Annotated in this window: 17 protein-coding genes; 12 read left to right on the forward strand and 5 right to left on the reverse strand. The window is 70.2% G+C overall.

The window, feature by feature from the left end; translation table 11 throughout:
• Positions 1 to 49 precede the first annotated feature (49 nt).
• On the forward strand, positions 50 to 1453 hold the full coding sequence (locus tag MWM45_RS06565; RefSeq protein ID WP_247828747.1) for a mycothione reductase: 1404 nt from the start codon (positions 50 to 52) through the stop codon (positions 1451 to 1453).
• 39 nt (positions 1454 to 1492) lie between these two features.
• On the opposite strand, the gene MWM45_RS06570 is transcribed toward MWM45_RS06565, so the two are convergent.
• On the reverse strand, positions 1493 to 3301 hold the full coding sequence (locus MWM45_RS06570) for an AMP-dependent synthetase/ligase (protein WP_247828748.1): 1809 nt from the start codon (positions 3299 to 3301) through the stop codon (positions 1493 to 1495).
• A gap of 210 nt (positions 3302 to 3511) precedes the next feature.
• On the opposite strand from MWM45_RS06570, the gene MWM45_RS06575 reads away from it, so the two are divergent.
• The gene (locus MWM45_RS06575) at positions 3512 to 4516 is read left to right on the forward strand and encodes an ROK family glucokinase (protein ID WP_231554564.1); all 1005 of its coding nucleotides are present in this window, start codon (positions 3512 to 3514) and stop codon (positions 4514 to 4516) included.
• Positions 4517 to 4531: 15 nt separating this feature from the next.
• Here MWM45_RS06575 and MWM45_RS06580 read toward each other — a convergent pair whose 3' ends face one another.
• Positions 4532 to 5119 carry a hypothetical protein gene (locus MWM45_RS06580; protein ID WP_247828749.1) on the reverse strand — a complete coding sequence of 196 codons (588 nt, stop codon included), beginning with the start codon at positions 5117 to 5119 and terminating at the stop codon, positions 4532 to 4534.
• Positions 5120 to 5379: 260 nt separating this feature from the next.
• Here MWM45_RS06580 and MWM45_RS06585 point away from each other — a divergent pair, with 260 nt between their 5' ends.
• On the forward strand, positions 5380 to 6249 hold the full coding sequence (locus MWM45_RS06585) for a lysophospholipid acyltransferase family protein (RefSeq protein WP_247828750.1): 870 nt from the start codon (positions 5380 to 5382) through the stop codon (positions 6247 to 6249).
• A gap of 151 nt (positions 6250 to 6400) precedes the next feature.
• Entirely contained in the window at positions 6401 to 7783 is a 1383-nt protein-coding gene (locus tag MWM45_RS06590; RefSeq protein ID WP_247828751.1) for a class II 3-deoxy-7-phosphoheptulonate synthase, read from the forward strand.
• Positions 7784 to 7866: 83 nt separating this feature from the next.
• Here the strand turns inward: MWM45_RS06590 and pknB are convergent, their stop codons facing one another.
• Positions 7867 to 10020 carry a Stk1 family PASTA domain-containing Ser/Thr kinase gene (pknB, locus tag MWM45_RS06595; protein ID WP_247828753.1) on the reverse strand — a complete coding sequence of 718 codons (2154 nt, stop codon included), beginning with the start codon at positions 10018 to 10020 and terminating at the stop codon, positions 7867 to 7869.
• Positions 10021 to 10106: 86 nt separating this feature from the next.
• Entirely contained in the window at positions 10107 to 11675 is a 1569-nt protein-coding gene (locus tag MWM45_RS06600) for a LysM peptidoglycan-binding domain-containing protein (protein WP_247828754.1), read from the reverse strand.
• A gap of 281 nt (positions 11676 to 11956) precedes the next feature.
• Between MWM45_RS06600 and MWM45_RS06605 the strand changes: the two genes are divergently transcribed.
• Positions 11957 to 12310 carry an Rv2175c family DNA-binding protein gene (locus tag MWM45_RS06605; protein WP_043446986.1) on the forward strand — a complete coding sequence of 118 codons (354 nt, stop codon included), beginning with the start codon at positions 11957 to 11959 and terminating at the stop codon, positions 12308 to 12310.
• 77 nt (positions 12311 to 12387) lie between these two features.
• Here the strand turns inward: MWM45_RS06605 and MWM45_RS06610 are convergent, their stop codons facing one another.
• Complete coding sequence (locus MWM45_RS06610; RefSeq protein WP_247828755.1) at positions 12388 to 13521, reverse strand: polyprenyl synthetase family protein; 1134 nt, start codon at positions 13519 to 13521, stop codon at positions 12388 to 12390.
• A gap of 201 nt (positions 13522 to 13722) precedes the next feature.
• Between MWM45_RS06610 and dinB the strand changes: the two genes are divergently transcribed.
• From dinB to MWM45_RS06645, 7 genes are all read left to right on the forward strand, one after another.
• A complete protein-coding gene (gene dinB, locus MWM45_RS06615) occupies positions 13723 to 15090 on the forward strand; it encodes a DNA polymerase IV (RefSeq protein ID WP_269076576.1) in 1368 nt (455 codons plus the stop codon).
• Positions 15091 to 15320: 230 nt separating this feature from the next.
• The gene (locus MWM45_RS06620) at positions 15321 to 15698 is read left to right on the forward strand and encodes a DUF3040 domain-containing protein (protein WP_247828756.1); all 378 of its coding nucleotides are present in this window, start codon (positions 15321 to 15323) and stop codon (positions 15696 to 15698) included.
• Positions 15699 to 15958: 260 nt separating this feature from the next.
• A complete protein-coding gene (mraZ, locus tag MWM45_RS06625; protein ID WP_043446982.1) occupies positions 15959 to 16390 on the forward strand; it encodes a division/cell wall cluster transcriptional repressor MraZ in 432 nt (143 codons plus the stop codon).
• A 209-nt stretch (positions 16391 to 16599) separates the two neighbouring features.
• Entirely contained in the window at positions 16600 to 17601 is a 1002-nt protein-coding gene (gene rsmH / locus MWM45_RS06630; RefSeq protein WP_247828757.1) for a 16S rRNA (cytosine(1402)-N(4))-methyltransferase RsmH, read from the forward strand.
• Entirely contained in the window at positions 17598 to 18203 is a 606-nt protein-coding gene (ftsL, locus tag MWM45_RS06635; RefSeq protein WP_247828758.1) for a cell division protein FtsL, read from the forward strand. The genes rsmH and ftsL overlap by 4 nt, the downstream gene beginning before the upstream one ends.
• A 53-nt stretch (positions 18204 to 18256) precedes the next feature.
• Positions 18257 to 20044: a peptidoglycan D,D-transpeptidase FtsI family protein gene (locus MWM45_RS06640; protein ID WP_336296695.1), complete on the forward strand. Its 1788-nt coding sequence runs from the start codon at positions 18257 to 18259 to the stop codon at positions 20042 to 20044.
• Between the two features lie 58 nt (positions 20045 to 20102).
• Positions 20103 to 21695 carry a UDP-N-acetylmuramoyl-L-alanyl-D-glutamate--2,6-diaminopimelate ligase gene (locus MWM45_RS06645; RefSeq protein WP_247829163.1) on the forward strand — a complete coding sequence of 531 codons (1593 nt, stop codon included), beginning with the start codon at positions 20103 to 20105 and terminating at the stop codon, positions 21693 to 21695.
• The last annotated feature ends 3 nt before the right edge of the window (positions 21696 to 21698 follow it).

The raw sequence follows: 21698 nt of genomic DNA on the forward strand, positions 1-21698 counted from the left end.
CCCGCGGCCCGCGACCGGCCGGCGCGCCGACCGCCGCTAGACTGCGGGTGTGACCCACTACGACCTCGCGATCATCGGCTCCGGCTCGGGCAACACGCTCATCTCCCCGGAATGGGACGACCGCAAGGTGGTGCTCGTCGAGGGCGGGACCTTCGGCGGCACCTGCCTCAACGTGGGCTGCATCCCCACGAAGATGTTCGTGTACCCTGCCGGGCTGGCCACCGCCCCGGCCGAGTCCGCGCGACTCGGCGTGGACCTCTCCCTGGACGGGGTGCGCTGGCGGGACATCCGGGACCGCATCTTCACCCGCATCGACGCGATCTCGCGGGGCGGGAGGACATACCGCGCGGAGGAACTCGCGAACGTCACCCTCATCGAGGAGTACGTCCGGCTGACGGGGGAGAAGTCCTTCGAGACGCCGGCCGGGGACGTCGTCACGGCCGACCAGCTGGTCCTGGCCACCGGCTCGCGCGCCACGCTCCCGGACATCCCGGGCATCACCCTGCCCCAGGTGCACACCTCGGACTCCATCATGCGGATGGAGGAGCAGCCGCAGCGCCTCCTCATCATCGGCGGAGGCTATATCGCGGCGGAGTTCGCGCACGTGTTCGGCTCGTTCGGCACGCGCGTGACGCTCGCCGTCCGCTCCGCCGGCATGCTGCGCCACCTGGACGAGACCGTGTCCGAGTCCTTCACCGAGCAGGCCGCCCAGCAGTGGGACCTCCGGGTGGACACGGACGTCACGGGCCTCCGCGCCAATGACGACGGCAGCGTCACCGCCCGGCTCAGCGGCCCGGCCGGGGTCGCCGAACTCGAGGTCGACGCCGTGCTCGTGGCCATCGGCCGCACGCCGAACACTGACCGCCTGGGGGCCTCCGAGGTGGGGCTCGACCTACACGACGACGGCCGACTCGCCGTGGACGAGTTCCAGCGGGTCCTGCGCAACGGGACGCCCGTGGACGGACTGTGGTCCCTCGGGGACGTGAGCAGCCCCTACCAGCTCAAGCACGTCGCGAACCACGAGGCGAAGGTGGTGGCCCATAACCTGCTCCATCCCGACGCGCTGCGGACGAGCGACCACCGCTTCGTGCCCGCCGCGGTGTTCTCCCACCCGCAGGCGGCCTCCGTCGGCATGACGGAGGAACAGGCCCTCGCGTACGCCGAGGCCGAAGGCACGGCCGTCGTGACGGCCGTGCAGCACTACGGCTCCACCGCGTACGGGTGGGCGATGGAGGATTCACTCGGCTTCGCGAAGATCATCGCCGAGCAGCACACCGGCCGGATCCTGGGCGCCCACATCCTCGGCCACGAGGCGTCGATGATCATCCAGCCCCTCGTCCAGGCCATGTCCTTTGGACTGGACGCGCACACGATGGCGCGGGGTCAGTACTGGATCCATCCGGCCCTCACCGAAGTGGTCGAGAACGCCCTGCTGAATCTCGCGATCGACTGACCCGGGGTCCCGGCCACGAAGGGCCGGGACCCCGTCAGCTCAGACGGCGGCCTTGCTGTAGATGGACTCCACGACGTCCGAGTAGTCCTTGAGGACCTGGGCCCGCTTGATCTTCAGGGACGGCGTCAGGTGGCCCGTGCTCTCGGTGAAGTCGGTCGTGACGATCCGGAACTCCTTGATCGCCTCCGCCCGCGAGACCGTCGAGTTCGCGTGGTCCACCAGGACCTGGATCTCCGCCAGGACCGCCGGGTGCTCGGCGGCCTCGGCGATCGTGGTGCCGGCCGGCAGCTGGTGCCGGTCGAGCCAGCCCGGGAGGGCCTCCTCGTCGATCGTGACGAGGGCGGAGATGAAGGGCCTGCCGTCGCCGACGACGACGCACTGGGAGACCAGGGCGTTGGCGCGGATCGCGTCCTCGAGCATCGCCGGGATCACGTTCTTCCCGCTGGCCGTCACGATGATCTCCTTCTTCCGGCCGGTGATGCGCAGGAAGCCGTCGTCGTCGAGCTCGCCGATGTCACCGGTGCGGAACCACCCGTCGAGGAAGGCCTCGGCGGTCAGGTCCGGGCGGTTGTAGTAGCCCTTCATGACGCAGACGCCCCTGGCGAGGATCTCGCCGTCGTCGGCGATCTTCACCGCGTTGCCGGGGAGGGGCGCGCCCACGGTCCCGATCTTGATGCGCTTCGGCGTGTTCACCGTGATGGGCGCGGTGGTCTCCGTCAGGCCGTAGCCCTCGAGCACCATGAGTCCGATGCCGTGGAAGAAGTGCCCGAGCCGGTCCCCGAGGGGGGCCCCGCCGGACACCGCGTGCTCCACGCGGCCGCCCATGGCCGTGCGAATCTTGCCGTACAGCAGCCGGTCGAAGACCGCGTGCTTGACCTTCAGGGTCAGGGGGATCTTCCCGGCCTGCTCGGCCTTCGACCACGCGATCGCCACATCGGCGCCCGCGTGGAAGATCTTGCCCTTGCCGCCGTCCTCGGCCTTGAGCATCGAGTTGTTGTACACCTTCTCGAAGACGCGCGGTACGGCCAGGATGAACGTGGGCCGGTAGCTCTGCAGGTCGGGGAGCAGGTTCTTGACGTCGGGTGTGTGCGCCACGGTGGCCCCGGCTGCGACGCACAGCACCGAGATGAAGCGGGCGAAGACGTGGGCGAGGGGGAGGAACATGATGGTCTGGCCGCCCTCGCGGGCCACCTCCGGGAGGGCGGCGGCGGCGTTCTCCGACAGTTCGACGAAATTGCCGTGCGTCAGTTCGCACCCCTTGGGCCGGCCCGTGGTGCCCGAGGTGTAGATGATCGTGGCGACGTCGTCGAGCCCGGCATGCGCCCGGCGGTCCGCCAGCATCTGCTCGTCCGTCCCCACCCCGGCCGTCCGCAGCGTGTCCAGCCCGTCACCGTCGAACTGCCAGACGTGCTGCAGGGATGCGATGTCCTCCAGTGCGACGGCGTCACGGACCACGCCCTCGTGGCGTGCCGACTCGACGAAGGCTCCGACCGCACCCGAGTCGCTGAGGATCCAGGCGACCTGGGCGGGGGAGGAGGTCTCGTAGACGGGGACGGAGACCGCGCCGGCGAACCAGATCGCGAAGTCGGCCAGCGACCACTCGTACCGCGTGCGGGCCATGATGGCCACGCGGTCCCCGGGCTGGACGCCCGAGGCGATCAGGCCCTTCGCGACGTCCTCGACCTGGCGGCGGAACTCGGTGGCCGAGATGTTCTCCCATTCGCCCGAGGTCCCCTTGACGGCGAAGAGGGCCGGGTTCGAGGGCTTGGAGGCCTGCCTGATCACGAGGTCCGTGGTGTTCGTCCGGCGGGGGACGTCGACGAGGACGGGGACGCTGATGTCGCGCACGATAGCTCCTTTGATATCTCCTCACAGCGAGGTGGTTCAACCCTATAGTGTGCCTGCCCGAAACGCTCTCCAGTAAGGTACGAATCGGTGACGGGTCCGCGCGCGTCCCGCCAGGAGGAGGACCGCATGTCGATCATGTCCGAGCCGGGCATCCCCCGGACCCGGCGGCAGCGCCGCGACACGGGCCTGGCGTGGCGGGGCCACGGGCCGATGGCCGCGCGTCCGGCCCGCACCGCACTCCCCAATCCGGCGCGCCGTGGCCTGTCGGTCGGCGTGGACATCGGCGGCACCAAGATCGCCGCCGGCGTGGTGGACGTCCACGGGCGGATCCTCGCCGAGGCCCGCCGGCCGACGCCGGGCCAGGACGCGCGCGCCGTCGAGGCCGCCGTCACCGATCTCGTCCGGGAACTGTCGCGGGAATACCGTGTCCGGTCGGTCGGCATCGGGGCAGCGGGCTGGATGGACCTGTCGAACAGCACCGTGCTGTTCAGCCCGCATCTGGCCTGGCGCAACGAGCCGGTGCGGCGCAACCTCGAGAAGCTGCTCCGCCGCCGCGTGACGGTGGTGAACGACGCCGACGCAGCCGCCTGGGCCGAGTGGCGGTTCGGCGCGGGCCGCGGGGAGTCCCGCCTGGTCTGCGTGACCCTGGGGACCGGGATCGGTGGGGCCATGATCATGGGAGGACGCGTGGAGCGTGGCCGGTACGGCGTCGCGGGCGAGTTCGGCCACCAGATCATCGTCCCGCAGGGTCAGCGCTGCGAATGCGGGAACCGGGGGTGCTGGGAACAGTACGCCTCGGGCAACGCCCTGGGACGCGAGGCACGCGAGCTGGCGGCTGCGCAGTCGCCCGTGGCGCAGGCCGTCATCGACGCCGCGGCGGCCGACGGCGGCGCGATCACCGGGGCCCTCGTCACCCGGCTCGCCATGGAGGGGGACCCGACGTCGCGGGAACTCGTCGACGACGTCGGCCAGTGGCTGGGACTGGGGCTGGCCAACCTGGCGGCGGCCCTCGACCCTGGCACGTTCGTCATCGGCGGCGGGCTGAGCGCGGCGGGCGATCTCCTGCTCGAGCCGGCCCGGCGCGCCTTCGGAAGGAACCTGACCGGTCGGGGCTTCCGCCCCGTGGCGCGGATCGAGCGGGCGGCCCTGGGGCCCGCCGCGGGGCTCATCGGAGCTGCGGACCTGTCCCGACTGCTCTCACGCAGCGGCACCTGAGCGCTGCTGCCCGCGTCAGACCTCGGCGCCGTCGTCGCCCATGTCCCGATGCTTGGGCAACTTGGTGACCAGGTAGCCGGCGCCGGCCAGGAAGACCGCGAGCAGGCCCAGCGTCGCGGCCATGGGCGCCGTCCGCCAGAACATGGCGATGAGGAACAGCAGGATCGGTCCGCCGGCCGCGCCGATCCAGGCGAGGACTGTGAGCGGGTCACCCGATCCGAGCGGCGGCGGGTCCTCCGGGGTGAACCCCTCGTCCTCGTCCGGGTCATCCGGCGCAGCGTAGTCGCGCGGCCCGGAAGGAAGGAGGGGCTGGTTGCGGAAGACGGCCTCCGCCCGCTCGCGGCTGGTGGCCCCCGAGGCGTCGCCCGGGGCGTCGTCCGCGCCGCGGACGGCATCGTGGGCGCCGTCGCCGGGACCGCGGGTGGAGGGTGGCCCCTGGCCGTCGGGACCGCCCGGTCGGGGGGCAGGCACTCCGTCGATCCGCGCGCGGAACGGCGCGGCGGGGGACTCGGGATCGGCGGACGTCCCTTCCAGCCGCGCCACGAGGTCCTGCCATACGGCGTCGTCCGTGGATTCGTTCGGTTCCTGACCTCGGGGGCCCATACTTTGCTACCTGCCGTCGCGTGCTGCGGCCAGGGTTCGGAGGATCTCCACCCGGCAATTTCGGACATCAGTGGGCGTGCTCGTTCAATCGTGGACACAGCACGGCGCTACGTCAACCGATATCCAGCGTGTCGGTCTTTCCCCGCCCAGGTGGCAGTGGTGCCCCCGTCCGTCACGCCGACACCCTTAGAGTAGGCTTCCAGAGGAAAAAGCGGGCGGCATTGCCGAGTGCCGCACCGTCCATCAGGGAGGCTGGCAGCGTGTTCTATTGGGTGATGAAGCGGATCATCGTCGGTCCGATCCTCAACCTCCTCTTCCGGCCGTGGGTGAAGGGACTCGACAACGTCCCGGCGTCGGGTCCCGCCGTGATCGTCAGCAACCACCTGTCCTTCTCCGACTCGATCTTCCTGCCGATCGTGGTTCCCCGGAAGGTCGTGTTCCTCGCGAAGTCCGAGTACTTCACGGGCAAGAGCCTCAAGGGCCGACTGACGGCGCTCTTCTTCCGGCTGTCCAACCAGTTGCCCATGGACCGCTCGGGCGGGGCGGCGTCGTCCTCCTCGCTGAGCGCCGGGATGGACATCCTGAACGACGGCGGCGTCCTCGGCATCTACCCCGAGGGGACCCGCAGCCCGGACGGGCGCCTCTACCGCGGCAAGACCGGCGTCGCGAAGCTGGTCCTCGCCACCGGCGTACCGGTGATCCCCGTGGCGATGATCGGCACGGACAAGGTGCAGCCCATCGGCCGCCGCATCCCCAACATCCGCCGCGTCGGCATCATCATCGGCGAGCCCCTCGACTTCACCCGGTACGAGGGGCTCGAGGACGACCGCTTCGTCCAGCGCTCCGTCACCGACGAGATCATGTACGAACTGATGCGCCTCTCCGGGCAGGAGTACGTCGACGCGTACGCCAGTACGGTCAAGGAGCGCCTCGCCGCGGAGAAGGCCGCGGGCCGGAAGGCGCCGAGGCCCGGGGCCGACACGCGGAGGGCCGCCGTCAGGATCTCCACCGACGCCGCCACCCCGGCACCGGGGGCCGTCACCGAGATCGGCCGCACACCCTCGGACGAGCCGCCGACGTCCGACGAGGGGCGCGACGCCCCGCGCGACGGGACGACCGGCCCCGCCTGATCCTCCTGCCCCGGGAGGGCAGGCCGCACAGCGGGCCCCGGCGCACCGGTGGCTCCGCGTGACCGGCGCGAGGTGTCGCTGTATGACACCGCCCCGGGCGGCCATGACGGGCCGAATCGGGACGTCTCCGCCCAGCCAGTAGAATTCGGGTGTGACTGACTCACTAGCTCCCGTCCTCCCGCGCGCCGCGGATTCCGCTTCGTCCACCCTCGCCGGCCTCGATGCCTGGCGTTCGATGACCGCAGCGCAGCAGCCCTCGTGGCAGGATCCCGGAGTCTATTCGGCGTCGGTCAAGGAACTCTCGACCCTTCCGCCCCTCGTCTTCGCCGGGGAGGTGGATGTGCTGCGCGAGCGGCTCGCCGCGGCAGCCCAGGGCAAGGCGTTCCTGCTCCAGGGCGGCGACTGCGCGGAGACGTTCGACGGTGCGACGGCCGACAAGATCAGTGCCCGTGTCCGCACGATCCTCCAGATGGCCGTCGTCCTGACCTACGGCGCCTCCCTGCCGGTCATCAAGATGGGGCGCATGGCCGGCCAGTTCGCCAAGCCGCGGTCCTCCAACGACGAGACGCGCGACGGCATCACGCTGCCGGCCTACCGCGGGGACATGGTCAACGGGTACGACTTCACCCCGGAGAGCCGTGGGCACGACGCCTCCCGGATGGTGAAGGCCTACCACACGTCGGCCTCGACCCTGAACCTGATCCGGGCCTTCACGCAGGGCGGATTCGCGGACCTCCGGCTGGTCCACCACTGGAACAAGGGCTTCATGGCCAACCCGGCGCACTCCCGCTACGAGTCGCTCGCCCGGGAGATCGACCGCGCCGTGCGTTTCATGGACGCCTGCGGCACGGACTTCGAAGCCCTCAAGCGCGTGGAGTTCTTCGCCAGCCACGAAGCCCTGCTCCTGGACTACGAGCGTGCGCTGACGCGGATCGACTCCCGCACCTCCCTCCCGTACGACACCTCCGCGCACTTCCTGTGGATCGGGGAGCGCACCCGCGAGATCGACGGCGCCCACGTGGACTTCCTGTCCCGGGTGCGGAACCCGATCGGCGTCAAGCTCGGTCCGTCGACGTCGGGGGACGACGCCCTCGCGCTCATCGACAAGCTCGACCCGAACCGCGAGCCGGGCAGGCTCACGTTCATCACGCGCATGGGCGCGAAGAACATCCGCGAGAAGCTGCCGCAGCTCGTGGAACGCGTCACGGCTTCGGGGGCGCAGGTCCTCTGGGTGACGGATCCCATGCACGGCAACACGGTGACCTCACCCAACGGCTACAAGACGCGCAACTTCGACGACGTCATCGACGAGGTGCGCGGGTTCTTCGAGGTGCACAACTCCCTCGGCACGTTCCCGGGCGGGCTGCACGTCGAGATGACCGGCGACGATGTGGCAGAGTGCCTGGGCGGCGCCGACCCGATCGACCAGGACGCCTTCCTGGAGCGGTACGAGTCCGTGTGCGACCCGCGCCTCAACCACATGCAGTCCCTCGAGATGGCGTTCCTCGTCGCCGGAGCGCTCTCGAAGAGCTGAACCTCCGAGGACACCCCTCGATCAGGAGCATCCCGAAGGCGGCCACCGCGGTGGCCGCCTTCGGCGTTCCGGGGGACCGCGCCTCAGGTGACCGTGATGCGGATGACGCTTCCTTCGGGCTGTTCGCCCGACGGGCTCTGCCCGGCGACGAGTCCCAGGACCGCGCTGCCGAAGGTGTAGTCGACCTGCACCTCGAAACCGGCGGCTTCCAGGACGTCCACGGCACGCTCCTCCGACAGCGAGAAGACGCTCGGCACCTGCACCAGGCGCGGGCCGCGGGAGAGCGTCAGCGTGACGCCGGTCCCGCGCTGGACCTCGGTGCCGGAAGGGCTCTGGCCCGCGACGGCGCCGGCCGGCACCGTCCGGCTGTACTCGCGGGCCTCGCCCACGACCGGCACGAGCCCCGCCTCCTCGAGCGCGTCCACGGCGTCCTGCTCGGCGAGCCCGACGACGTCGGGGACGGCGATCGGCGCGGGGCCGAGGGACACCACGAGATCCACCACGGAACCGCGCCGGAGCTCGGCGCCCTGCGCCGGGTCCTGCCGCAGGATCCCGCCGGCCGGCACGCTCTCGCTGTACTCCTCGTCCAGCGCGCCGACGGCCAGGCCCGCGGCCTCGAGCTCCGCGGTGGCCTCGGCCTGCGACCGGCCGCCGAGCTCCGGGACGGCGAACAGCTCGGGCCCTCTCGAGACGAGCAGGTCCACGCGCTGGAAGCGCCGGACCTCGGTGTTCGCGGCCGGGTCAGTGCCGATCACGAGGCCGGCGAGGACCTCCTCGTCGAAGGCCTCCTCCGTGGACACGGAGACGAGCCCCTGGTCCTCGAGGACGGCGCGCGCCTCCCCGAGCGGGACGTTCGCGACGTCGGGAAGGGTGACCACCCCGGCCGGTCCTGCCCCGAAGATCCAGCCGAGCCCGGCGACCAGGCCGGCGAGGAGGATCAGCAGGGCCACGAGCAGCCGGACGGACCGACGCCCGGTCCGCCCGCGCAGCGTCTTCTGCGGGCGCTGCGCCTGGCGTGCCTGCTGCCGTTTCGACAGCTGACGGGCCGTGCTTCCTCCTGGACCGCCGGCCGCGGTCGCCGTGCTGCCCGGCCGTCCCTGGTCCCCGGACGGTGCCGACGGGCCCGACGCCGGCGGGACGGCTGGCATCGCCCCGATGACGCGGGTCGCGTTGCGGTCCCTGCTGATGACGCTGGTGCGGTGGTCCTCGTATGCCGTGCGCGGCAGGACCTCCGTCCTGCCGGGGATCCCGTCGGTGTCTTCGGGACCCGCCGCCACGGTCCGGGTGTCGTCGTCCGTGAGTTGCGGCACGACGGCGACGGTGAGCTGATCCTGTTCCGGGACGACGTCGGGCGCGTCCTCGGGTGCGAAGTCGAGCTCCTCGTCGGTGAGCGTCCGGCGGATGTGCCGGAGTTCGCCGAGCAGCGCGGCGCCGTCCACCGGGCGGGCCTCGGGATCCCTGGAGGTGCACCACTGCACCAGTTCGTCGATGTCCGGCGCGAGGCCGGGAAGGAGCACGGAGGGCGCGGGCACATCCGCATGCGCATGCTGGATGGCCACCTGGATGGGCGTCTCGCCCGTGAAGGGCTGCTGCCCGGTGAGGAGTTCGAAGAGCATGACGCCCGTCGAGTAGATGTCGCTCTGCGCTTCGGCGGGCCGGCCGAGGACGAGCTCGGGGGAAAGATAGGCGACGGTCCCCACGAGGGTCGCGGTGCCCGTGGTCGCCGACACGGCGCGGGCCAGCCCGAAGTCGGCGATCTTCACCCGGCCCGTGTCGGAGAGGAGGACGTTCTCCGGCTTCACGTCGCGGTGGATCAGGCCTGCATCATGGGCGGCCGCCAGCCCCTCCACCACCGCGTCGAGCAGGTCGAGGGCACGGCGGGGCGTGAGCCTGCCGTGCTCGCGCAGGACATCGCGCAGGGTCCGGCCCTCGACGAACTCCATGACGAGGTAGGCGATGTTCTGCCCCCCGACGTCGTCCACGCCCTGGTCGAGGACGCCGACGACGTGCGGGTGGGACAGCCGGGCGGCGGACTTCGCCTCCTGCTCGAAGCGGTCGATGAAGCCGGGCTCCTCGGCCAGGTGGGGATACAGGACCTTGAGCGCCACGCGCCGGTCCAGCCGGCGGTCGGTGGCGAGGTAGACGGTGGACATGCCCCCGCGGGCCAACCGCGAGTGGACGACATAGCGCCCGTCGACAGTTGCCCCCTCGAGGGGGTCCTTCCGTTGCTGGTGCACCCTTCGATACTAAACGGGAGCAGCGAAAAGGGGGTGGGGCCACACGCGGCCCCACCCCCCCTCACCGGTACAGGACCGGAGCGGACCTACCGGAAATTCTTCTGGTGGGCCTTGATCGACGCGACGTACTGCTTGGTGTCCGAGAACATGCCGCGGGTCTGCACCGAGTACTGGCCCTGGTAGTAGGACGCGATCGCGATGTCCAGCGACGGGCTGGTGCGAGTGAGTGCGCGGATGATCGCGACGCCGGCCGTGGCGTTGTCGTACGGGTCCAGGAGGTTGAGCTTGCGACCCACGAGGTCGCTGGCCCACCGACCGGACGAGGGGATGACCTGCATGGTGCCGATGGCGTTCGCCGGCGAGACCGCACGCTGGTTGAAGCCTGATTCCTGGTGGGCGAACGCCATCGCGAGGCTCGGATCGACACCCATGGAGCGTGCGGTGTCGGCGACGATCTTCTTCATGTCGGCCTGCGACGGCGCGGGAAGCGAGTTGAGCAGCGCCTTGTTGGCGTTCGCGTCCGCCACCACCTTGTCCGGGTACGTGAAGCCGAGGAAGGTCGAGGGCACGAGGCCGGTCGGCGCGGGGGCGGGTGCGGGCGTGGTGCCCGGGCCCGGGATGGTGAGCTTCTGGCCCGGGTAGATGACGGTCGTCATGCTCATGCGGTTGGCGGTGAGCAGGCTGGAGAGGCCCACTCCGTTGCGGGAGGCGATGGCGCCCAGCGTGTCGCCGGCCTTCACGACGTACGAGCCGGCTGCGGGCGCGGGCGCGGGGGCAGGGGCCGGTGCCTTCGGGGGAGTCGCCTGCGGCGTGACGGAACCGGTGAGCTTGAGCTTCTGGCCGGGGTAGATGATCGACGACCTCGAGAGGCCGTTGGCGGTCAGCAGCGCATCGAGGCCGATGCCGTTGCGGGAGGCGATGGCGCCCAGCGTGTCGCCGGATTTCACGACATACGTGCCGCCGGCCGGTGCCGGTGCGGGCGTCGACTTGGTGGGCGCCGGCGCCGGGGCGGGAGCAGGTGCCTTGCCGCCGAGGCTGAGCTTCTGGCCCGGGTAGATGATCGAGGTCATCGACAGCTTGTTGGCCGTGAGGACGCTCTGGAGGCTCACGCCGTGGCGGGAAGCGATGGCGCCCAGGGTGTCGCCGGGCTTGACCACGTAGGTGGATCCGGCCGTCGGTACCGCCGGTGCCGCGGGGGCGGGCTTCGCCACGGGGGAGGACTTCCCGGTCAGCAGGATCTTCTGTCCGGGGTAGATGATGGTGCGCGCGGTCATGCCGTTGCGCGTCAGGACGGCGTCGGTGGACAGCCCGTACCGCTTGGCGATCGCGCCGATGGTGTCACCGGACTTGACGACGTAGGTGCTGGGCACCGTCTGCGTGACGACGGCGATCTTCTGCGCGGGGACCTGGGCGGCGACGAGGGCGGCCGGGACGACGGCCCGCGGGGGAAGGGCGGTTGCTGTTGCTCCGAGGTGCCGGGTGACCGGAGCCTGAACGGCAGGTGCTGCCGTGGCCGGCTGGGCGAGAGCCACGGAGGAGAGAAGCACCGCGGGCAGGGCGGCGGTGGTCACGGCGACATTCAGGCGGCGTCGGCTCGCGCCGTCGACCTTCCTGCGGGTGCCGTTCAGCGGTGCGTTCGATCGCTGGGCAGTCATGTTTGGTTCCTCGTCTGTTGGCGGCTGAGTCCGCGCGGACGCATGCCCCGGGGTGACTCTTCCTGTCCGGGATCATGCTGTGCTGATGATGCTGGTGTTACACGTGTTGATAGTGTGACTTGTGCGACTCAAGTGAATCTACACGATGGGTTCGTTAGCACAAGGGCATGAAAATGCAGCGAATCGTCAAGATCGGCGTGTCCTACCCCCCGGTTCTTGAGGAGTCCTTGCCGGAGGGCGGCCGAGTGGAGTTGGGTGCGGGAGCATGGCACCCTTGGACGGTGACTGAACTCGAACAACTCGTCCCGGCCTGGCTCAATCTCCCCGAGGTGGCCGAGGCGCTCGATCTGCCCATCACCCGCGTGCACTCGCTCGTCAGCGAGCGATCCCTCGTGAGCGTGCGGATCGGAGAGCGCAACATCCGCAGCGTCCCGGCGGATTTCCTCGTCGACGGAGGCGTCCTCGACAGCCTCAAGGGCACCGTGGTGGTGCTGGCGGACAGCGGCTACGGCGACGAGGACATCATCCGGTGGCTGTACACCGAGGACGAGTCGCTGCCGGGCCGGCCCATCGACGCGCTGCGGGAGGGCCGCAAGACCGAGATCCGCCGCCGCGCCCAGGCCGCCGCCTGGTAGAGGCCCCCGTCCCGCCCGGGACGAGCCGGGCGGGACCCCGGGACGAGCCGGGCGGGTGACTTCCGGTGACCGCCTCGTCAGGCGGTCCTGGTCACCGCCGCCTCCGCGAGCAGTCGCAGCGCGCGCAGCGAGACGGGGTCCACGGTGAGGTCCTCGAGTGCCGCGAACGCCTCTTCCGATTTCTGCCCGATGAGCTGCTCCGTGTGCGCCAGCGCTCCGCTGTCCACGATGAGCGCCCGCAGGTCATCCACGGCGTCCGAGTCGAGGGAGGTGTCGCCGAGCATCGCGTTGATCCGGGCACGCCCGGTCTCACTGCTGGATCCGAGGGCACGCGCGATCAGGAAGGTCCGCTTGCCCTCGCGCAGATCGTCTCCGGCGGGCTTGCCCGTGACCGACGGGTCACCGAAGACGCCCAGGACGTCGTCGCGCAACTGGAACGCCTCACCCAGCGGTAGGGAGAACGCCGAGTAGGCGGCGAGCAGCGCGTCGTCGGCGCCGGCGAGCGCCCCGCCGAGCATGAGGGGCCGTTCCATCGAGTACTTGGCCGACTTGAAGCGGAGGATGTTGAGGGCCCGGTCCTCGGCCACCGCGGGGGTCTGGTCCGGGCCGACGGCTTCTTCCAGCAGGTCCAGGTACTGGCCGGCCATCACCTCCGTGCGCATGCGGTTGAAGATCGCGCGCGCCGCGGACCCGGCGTCGCCCGTGACGCCGGAGCAGCAACCCGTGAAGAGCTCCTCGCTGAAGGCGAGGCACAGATCGCCTGCCAGGATGGCGGAGGAGACCCCGAACCGCTCCGCGTCGAGATGCCACCCCGCGTCCGCATGCCGGGCCGTGAACTGCCGGTGGACGCTCGGGCGCCCGCGCCGGGTGTCGGACCGGTCGATGATGTCGTCGTGGATCAGGGCCGCGGCCTGGAAGAACTCGAGGGCCGTGCCTGCCGTCACCGGAGCGGACGCCAGGGCTGATCCGCCCGCCGCCCGCCAGCCCCAGTAGCACAGCAGCGCCCGCATCCTCTTCCCCCCGCTCGTCAGGGTGGCGATGCTCGAGATGAGGGGGAGTGCCTCGTCGGAGATGGAGGCCAGCACGGAGCGCTGCTCGCCGAGGAAGTCCTCGATGGTCCGGGTGAGGGAGGACCTGAACCGTTCCTGCTCCACGGTGATGGCATCGGGAGCGGGGCCGCCCTGGTCGGGGATGGCGGGTGCGGACAGCATGAATCTCCCGTGCAGTTCGTCTTTCGGTGGTGTCCCCACTCTAACCGGCGCCCCGGCCGGTTCTCCCGGGGTGCGCCTGCGGCAGGCGCTCGAGGGCTGCGCCGGGAGCCCGAGGGGCTGCCGATGCCGTGTAGGTCCGGTGTGGGTCCGGTGTAGGTCGGGTGTGGGTCCGGTGTGGGTGCGGGTGCGTACGATGAAGGCGTGCCAAAGGATGCGGGGCAGGAACCTGTCGAGTACGCGGAGTGCCACATCCTGCACATCGACATGGATGCCTTCTACGTCTCCGTGGAACTGCTCGACCACCCGCACCTACGTGGCGTGCCGGTGGTCGTGGGGTCCCCGTCCGGACGGTCGGTGGTGCTGTCGGCCTCCTACGAAGCCCGCCGCTTCGGCGTGCGGTCCGCGATGCCGATGGCGGTCGCGATGCGGCAATGCCCCACCGCCGTCATCCTCCCCCCGCACCACGACCGGTACGCGGAGGTCTCCGGGCAGGTGATGGGGATCTTCCGATCGGTCACGCCGGAGGTCGAGCAGTTGAGCGTGGACGAGGCCTTCCTCGACGTCGCCGGTTCCCTCCGGCGGCTGGGCAGCCCGCGGGAGATCGGCGAGCAGGTCCGTGCGGAGATCCACTCGACGCTGGGTATCACGGCGAGCGTCGGGGCCGCGACGACGAAGTTCGTGGCGAAGATCGCCTCGACGAGGGCCAAACCGGACGGCCTCCTGCTCATCCCGGGCGACCGGACGGTCGCCTACCTCCACACGCTCCCCGTCTCCGCCCTCTGGGGCGTGGGCGCGAAGACGCAGGAGGTCCTGGCGCGTATCGGCATCCGCACCGTGGAGGACGTCGCGCTCACCCCGGTACCCACCCTCCGCAGGCTGCTGGGTGCTGCCGGCGAGCACGTGCATCATCTGGCCTGGGGCCGTGACCCGAGGCGGGTCGTGGTCTCGCGCCCGGAGAAGAGCATCGGCGCGGAGGAGACGTTCTCCCGCGACGTCGAGGACTCCGACGTCCTCCGCCGGGAGCTGCTGAGGCTCGCCCACCGGACGGCGGCGAGGCTGCGGGCGTCCGGTCACCGTGCCGGGACGGTGGCGCTCAAGCTCCGCTACGAGGACTTCTCGACCCTCACCCGATCGAAGAAGCTCGACGAACCCGTGGACAACGCGAATGCCCTCTACCGGGCGGCAACGGCGCTGCTCGCCGGCCTGGGCGACAGGCCCATGGCGGTGCGGCTGATCGGCCTCCGCGCCGAGTCGCTCGAGACCGGCGGCGACGGCTCCACGCAGCTGACGATCGACCGGCAGGACGACAACTGGAGGCTGGCCGAACGGGTCCTCGACGACGTCAACCGGAAGTTCGGGGACGCCGGCGTCATGCCGGCGGGCCTGCTCGCCCGAGCGCGTCCGCAGGCGTCTCCGAGCGGGCCCGGCGGCGGGCAGCCGGCGGCCGACGACGACGAGCGGACGCGCACTCCGCACGGGGCCCGCGCCGGTGATCGGCCACAACGGTCCGGACCTCCCGGAGCATCGCCGCGAGGCCCGGTGCAGGGCGATCACGATCCTCGCCGTTGAGCGCCGGGACGGGTCTATATCATCCAGAAGAGGTGGCTCCCAACACCGCATTGTGACTTTGCTCCCACGCGGTAGCACACTAGTCTTTAACCCGGTAGTCCAACTGCCGGTCGTGACGCAAATCCACCACCCGGAACCCGGGGTCCCGGAGCCTCCCATCGGGAACCGGGGCAGCGTCAGGAGCGTTGGTTGGGTGAAGGAACGTTGGTACCCATATCAAGGAGGCGGTCATGGCACTCTCGGAACACGAGCAGAGGTTGCTTGATCAGCTTGAACAGCAGTTACACGCCGACGATCCCAAGTTCGCGCACTCCATGGCCTCGGACAGTCGCAAGTCGATGTCGACCAGGCGTCTTGTCATCGGTTCACTCATCACGATCGCCGGCATCCTCGTCCTCCTGGCGGGTATCGTCTGGCAGAACATCTTCATCGGCGTCGCCGGCTTCCTGATCATGGGAGCCGGCGTGTACTTCGCCACGACGAAGTCGAAGCAGGTCGACACCGGCCAGCCGATCGGCAAACCGTCCAAGGCGGCCACCGGAGGCAAGAGCGGTTTCATGTCCAGCCTCGAGGACAAATGGGACGAACGGAAGCGCGACCAGTCATAGGAGCCTGAGCACTCCACCGCACTGCAGAAGGATCCGCCTCGGCGGGTCCTTCTTCGTTTAAGTCCTCCACTTCGCTCCCCACGGGATCGGGGGGCGCCAGTACGCCGTCACCAGCCGCCCGACCGCGACACGCGCCGACGAAAAGCGGCGCGGCGCGCCCCCATGAACGTTGACCGGGGAGAGTTGTGGAGTAAAGTGGGGAATATAAGAGCGAAGCGGCACCACGCCGGGCTTGGTGGACTCAGAACAGGCGGTCATGGATGTTCCTCGGAACTCATAACCCCCGCCTGGATGAAAAAGGCAGGCTCATTCTCCCTGCGAAGTTCCGTGAGGAACTGAGCGAGGGGCTGGTCCTCACGAGGGGCCAGGAGCGGTGCATCTACGTCTTCAGCATGAGTGAGTTCGAGAGGGTTCACGAACAGATGCGCACGGCTCCCATCTCGTCACGCCAGGCGAGGGACTACAACCGCATCTTCCTCTCGGGAGCCTCGGACGAGGTACCCGACAAGCAGGGCAGGATCACCATCCCGCCCGCACTGAGGACCTACGCGGGACTCGACCGGGACCTGGCGGTGATCGGGGCGGGAAGCCGCGCGGAGATCTGGGCGGCGGACGCCTGGGACTCCTACCTGACGGAGAAGGAGACGGCGTTCTCCGAGACGGACGAGGACGCCTTCCCGGGCATCATCTGAACGACAGCACGACAGCACGACGGCGCAGGTGGGAACGTCCCTTGGATGAGATCTCCAGCCGCCGGATCCGGTACGCCTCCTGGCTTCACTTCCCCGAAGCCAGGCGACGACCTTCCGGCCGGATGGGGGTCTGATCCAAGAAGGCCGACCTCCCTTCCTGCCTGCAGTGAAACCCGAGACGAGTACCGACTGCAGGAAGAAGAGGACGCATGAGCGGTGACCGGCCGACGGGGGAGCGTCACGTCCCCGTCCTCCGCGACCGCTGCGTCTCCCTCCTCGCGCCTGCCGTCGCTGCAGCGGAAGCCGCCGGTCGGCGCGCGGTCGTCGTCGATGCCACGCTCGGCATGGGGGGCCACTCCGAGAGCATGCTCCAGCGTTTCCCCGATGCACACCTCGTCGGCATCGACCGCGACACCGAGGCGCTCGTGCTCGCCGGCGAACGGCTCGCCCCGTACGCGGCACGCACCGACCTGGTCCACGCCGTGTACGACGAACTGCCAGAGGTGCTCGAGGACCTCGGGATCGACGGCGTGGACGGCGTCCTCTTCGATCTCGGCGTCTCCTCCCTGCAGCTCGACGAACGCGAGCGGGGGTTCGCCTACTCCTACGACGCGCCGCTCGACATGCGCATGGACACGAGCCGGGGCATCACGGCGGCCGAGGTGGTCAACACCTACCGCGAGGACGAACTCCTCCGCATCATCCGCACCTGGGGCGAGGAGAAGTTCGCCGGGAGGATCGCATCGGCGATCGTGCGGGCGAGGGAGACCGAGCCGTTCCGGACCACGTCCCAGCTCGTGGACGTCATCCGCGGCGTCGTGCCTGCTGCCGCGGCCCGCACCGGTGGCCACCCCGCCAAGCGCACGTTCCAGGCGTTGCGGATCGAGGTCAACGAGGAACTCACCGTCCTCGAACGGGCCATCCCCGCAGCCATCGGCTCCATCCTGACCGGCGGCCGCGTCGTCGCGATGTCCTACCACTCCCTGGAGGACCGCATCGTGAAGAGCGCGTTCACCGCCGGAACGAAGTCCTCTGCGCCCGTCGGATTCCCGGTGGAACTCGAGGAGCACAAGCCCTACCTCCGATCCCTGACCCGCGGCACAGAAGCGCCCACCGCGGCGGAGATCGAGGAGAACCCGCGTGCGGCATCGGCCAAGCTGCGGGCAGTTGAACGAATCAAAGCCGGACCCGTCGACAGGAAGACCACATGAGCCAGGCACTGACCGTGGAGAAGCGACACAGCGCCGCGGCCTTCTCCGGGAACGGCGCTCTCGCGCTGGCTCCGGGACGGCTGACCGGGCCGGCCACCGAGGCCCCCGCCACCACGAGGACCCGCACGCCACTGTCCGTGGTCCCGGCACGCCCTGCGCGGCGCAAGGTGCCCTTCGCCGTCTTCAGTCTGCTCGTGCTCGCCGCGGCACTCGCCACGGTGCTCATGCTCAACATCTCCGTCTCCGGCACGCAGTACGAACTCGTGCAGCTCCGGAACCAGCAGACGGCCCTGAGCCAGGAGAACGAGGCGCTCGTGCTCGCCATCGAGGCGAAGGAGGCACCCCAGAACCTGGCCGCGGCTGCGACGAAACTCGGCATGGTGTCCTCCCCGACCTTCGGGACCATTGAGCTAGATTCGAAGAAGGTGACCGGTACGCCGGAACCCGCGACGGAGGGCCCCAAGCCCGAGGTCCTCATCGCTGCGCCGGACCTCGGCGCGAACCCGACCTCTCCCGTAGCCGGAGAACCCGCGGCGGACGCGGCGTCGAGCGCCGAGTCGGGGACGATCCCGGGTCCCGAGCAGCTCGGCTCCGGCCAGTAGCAGGAACGGCTCCAGAGCACCGCACCGGATGTACTGATCGACAAGGATTCTTCGTGACCCCTGCACGCCTCGGCAGCCCCGACAGCCTCCGTCTGACCCTGGGCTCCACCCGGCTCCGCGTGGGGCTCGCGTTCGTCCTCGTCCTCCTGATGGTCCTCGGCGTGCGCCTCTTCCAGCTGCAGGCCCTCGATCTCAACGGCATGGCGCAGGCAGGTCTGTCCAAGCGGCTCACGACCACCGCCGTGCAGCCCGTCCGGGGTTCGATCGTCGACATGAACGGCAAGTACTTCGCACGGAGCGTCGAACGCTACGACCTCGTGGTCGACCAGCGCCTGAGCGACGTCGAGGAGTTCCGCCGGTACAACGAGGACCTCGAGGAGTGGGAGGTCATCCCGATGGACCAGGCACTCGGGGAGCTCTCCGCCGTCATCGGCATCGACGGGGAGACGCTGAGGGGTGCCGTCCTCGGTGACAGGAGCTTCAACTACATCCTCAAATCGGTGACGCCCGAGGTCAAGAACCGGGCTCTCGCCGTCAAGATCCCCGGCGTCTACGCCGACGAGACCAGTGTGCGGACCTACCCCGCGGGCGCGGTCGGGGGGTCGATCATCGGCTTCGTATCCGAGAACGGCAAGCCGCAGGAGGGCCTCGAGTACTCGCTCAACGACGCGCTCGAGGGCACCGCCGGCAGCAGGACCTTCGAAATCGGCGGGGACGGCATCCGCATCCCGTACGCCACGAACGAGGACGTACCGGCGGTCGACGGCCAGAACGTACGGCTCACGATCGACCAGGACCTGCAGTGGTTCGCGCAGCAGACGATCGCGTCGCAGGTCGAGGAGTACGACGCCGAATGGGGGAACATCGTCGTCGTCGAGGCGGACACCGGCGCCATCCGCGCGATGGCCGAGTCCACGACGCCGGATCCCAACGACCCGACGGCGACGCCGGCCGAGCAGCGCCGCCCCAACTCCGTCAGCGCGTCCTTCGAGCCGGGCTCCACGACCAAGGTCATCACGATGGCCGCCGCACTGGAGCAGGGACTCATCGAGCCGACCTCCAGGTTCACCCTCGACAACCGCTACACCATCGACGGACAGACGTTCAAGGACGCCTTCGAGCACAAGACGGAGAAGCGCACGGCCGCGGGCATCCTGGCGAAGTCGATGAACACCGGGACCGTGCAGGTGGGCCAGCAGCTGACCAAGCAGGAGCGGTACGACTGGCTGAAGAAGTTCGGCATCGGCGAGCCGCTCGGAACCGGGCTCAACGAGGAGAACCAGGGTCTGCTGACGACGCCGGACAACTGGGACGAGCGCCAGCAGTACACCGTCCTGTTCGGTCAGGGCCTCGCGCAGACCGCGCTGCACACCGCCATGGTGTACCAGACGATCGCCAACGACGGGGTGCGGCTGCAGCCGCGGCTGATCGACGCCTACATCGACCCGGACGGCACCGAACACCCGGTCCCCCAGGCGGAGGGCACGAAGGTGGTGTCGCCGGAGACCGCCGCCAAGACGCTGAAGATGCTCGAGACGGTGACCCAGGAAGGCTCGGGCAAGACGGGGCAGCTCGAGCAGTACCGCGTGGGATCGAAGACCGGCACCGCCGAGGCTCCCAGCCCCGCCGGCGGCTACGATGGCTACACCCTCTCCTATGCCGGGATCGCGCCGATCGAGGACCCCGAATACGTGGTCGTGGTCACCCTCCAGCGCCCGCAGGGCGACCTGTACTACCTCATCCCGGGCCTGTCGTTCCAGAAGGTCATGAAGCAGGTCCTCAATTCCAACAACGTCCCGGCCTCGACGACGAAGCCGGACATCTATCCGGTCGAGTTCTGATCCCGGAGGCCGGAGCATCGTGCAATCCAACAACTCGCAGGGGGGCGGCGCCTCCCTGATGCGACCGCGCACTCCGCATCCGGTCGCCCTCTCCGAGGCCCTCGCGGCGATCGGGCCCCTGGCCGGACCGGCCGGGCCGGCGGAACTCCCCGTGGTCACGGGCCTCACCCTCGATTCGCGGTCGGTGCTCCCCGGCGACGTGTACGCGGCCGTACCCGGAGCCGCCCGCCACGGCGCGGACTTCGCCGAACAGGCCGTACGGGCGGGGGCCGTGGCCGTCCTGACGGACGAGGCAGGCGCGGCGATCCTGGCCCGCGCCGCGGCGGCGGGCGGCTTCGAGGCGCCACCCGTCGTCGTCGTCCCCGACCCCCGCCGGGCGGCCGGCCCGCTCGCGGGCGTGATCTTCGACAGCCAGTCGGACGCCGCCCCGACCCTCTACGGGATCACGGGGACCAACGGGAAGACGACGTCGACCTACTTCCTCACTGCGCTCCTCGGCGCACTGGGCCGGACCACGGGGCTCATCGGCACGATCGAGATCCGCGCCGGCGCGGACGCCATCCCCAGTGCGCTCACCACGCCCGAGTCCCCGCAGGTCCACTCCCTGCTCGCCCTCATGCGGGAACGGGGACTCGACGCGGCGTCCATGGAGGTCTCCTCGCACGCCCTCGAGTTCGGGCGGGTCGACGGCGTCCGGTTCGACGTCGCGGGTTTCACCAACCTGACCCAGGACCACCTCGACCTGCACGGGACCATGGAGGACTACTTCGCCGTGAAGGCCGCGCTCTTCACGCCGGCCCGCTGCCATCGCGCCGTCGTCCTCGTCGACGACGCCTGGGGGCGCCGCCTCGCAGCGACGGCCGACGTGCCCGTCCTCTCACTGCGCACCGGGCGGGCCGCCGGCACCGACCCGGTGGCCGACTGGACCGTGGTCGACGTCGAGCCCAGCGGCCTGGGGCATGCCTTCACCCTCGAGGGACGCGCGGGGGAGCGGCTGCGGGTCCGCACCGGCCTCCCCGGGACCTTCAACGTCTCCAACGCCGCCCTGGCCACGGTCATGGTCCTCGCGTCCGGCGTGCCCGTCGAGGACGTCCAGCGCGCCCTGGACGCTCACGACCCGTTCACCACCGAGGTCCCGGGACGCATGCAGCTCATCGGCGAGGAGCCCGCGGCGATCGTCGACTTCGCGCACAACCCCGACGCGCTCGAACGGACCCTGGCCTCGGTCCGGCGTCCCGGCGGCCGGGTCATCTCCGTGTTCGGTGCCACCGGGCAGCGCGACGAGTCCAAGCGGCCCGTCATGGGCGCCGTCGGAGCCCGGCTGTCCGACATCCTCATCGTCACCGACGACGATCCGCACGACGAGGACGAAGCGGCCATCCGGCAGGCGGTCCGATCGGGTGCCGACGCGGCGGTCCGCAGGGAGGGGCTCGCGTGCGAGGTGCTGGAGGTCTTCCCCCGGGCGGAGGCGATCGAGCGCGCCGTGGCCCTGGCCCGCGCGTCCGACACCATCATCGTCGCGGGCCGCGGCCACGAGGTCTGGCAGGAGGTCAAGGGCGTCAACCTGTCACTCGACGATCGGGAGGAACTGCGTTCCGCGTTGACAAGGCACGGATTCTCTGGGCTTTCCCGCCCCGGGATAGAGTCCTGAACC

The organism is Arthrobacter antioxidans (genome assembly GCF_023100725.1).
Classification (GTDB): Bacteria; Actinomycetota; Actinomycetes; order Actinomycetales; family Micrococcaceae; genus Arthrobacter_D; species Arthrobacter_D antioxidans.

Excerpts from the sequence above, each read along its gene's own strand:
- MWM45_RS06575 (WP_231554564.1), top strand. The coding sequence starts at position 3,512 with ATGGCCGCGCGTCCGGCCCGCACCGCACTCCCCAATCCGGCGCGCCGT.
- MWM45_RS06580 (WP_247828749.1), bottom strand. The coding sequence starts at position 5,119 with ATGGGCCCCCGAGGTCAGGAACCGAACGAATCCACGGACGACGCCGTA.
- MWM45_RS06600 (WP_247828754.1), bottom strand. The coding sequence starts at position 11,675 with ATGACTGCCCAGCGATCGAACGCACCGCTGAACGGCACCCGCAGGAAG.
- MWM45_RS06610 (WP_247828755.1), bottom strand. The coding sequence starts at position 13,521 with ATGCTGTCCGCACCCGCCATCCCCGACCAGGGCGGCCCCGCTCCCGAT.
- MWM45_RS06620 (WP_247828756.1), top strand. The coding sequence starts at position 15,321 with ATGGCACTCTCGGAACACGAGCAGAGGTTGCTTGATCAGCTTGAACAG.
- mraZ (WP_043446982.1), top strand. The coding sequence starts at position 15,959 with ATGTTCCTCGGAACTCATAACCCCCGCCTGGATGAAAAAGGCAGGCTC.
- rsmH (WP_247828757.1), top strand. The coding sequence starts at position 16,600 with ATGAGCGGTGACCGGCCGACGGGGGAGCGTCACGTCCCCGTCCTCCGC.
- ftsL (WP_247828758.1), top strand. The coding sequence starts at position 17,598 with ATGAGCCAGGCACTGACCGTGGAGAAGCGACACAGCGCCGCGGCCTTC.
- MWM45_RS06645 (WP_247829163.1), top strand. The coding sequence starts at position 20,103 with ATGCGACCGCGCACTCCGCATCCGGTCGCCCTCTCCGAGGCCCTCGCG.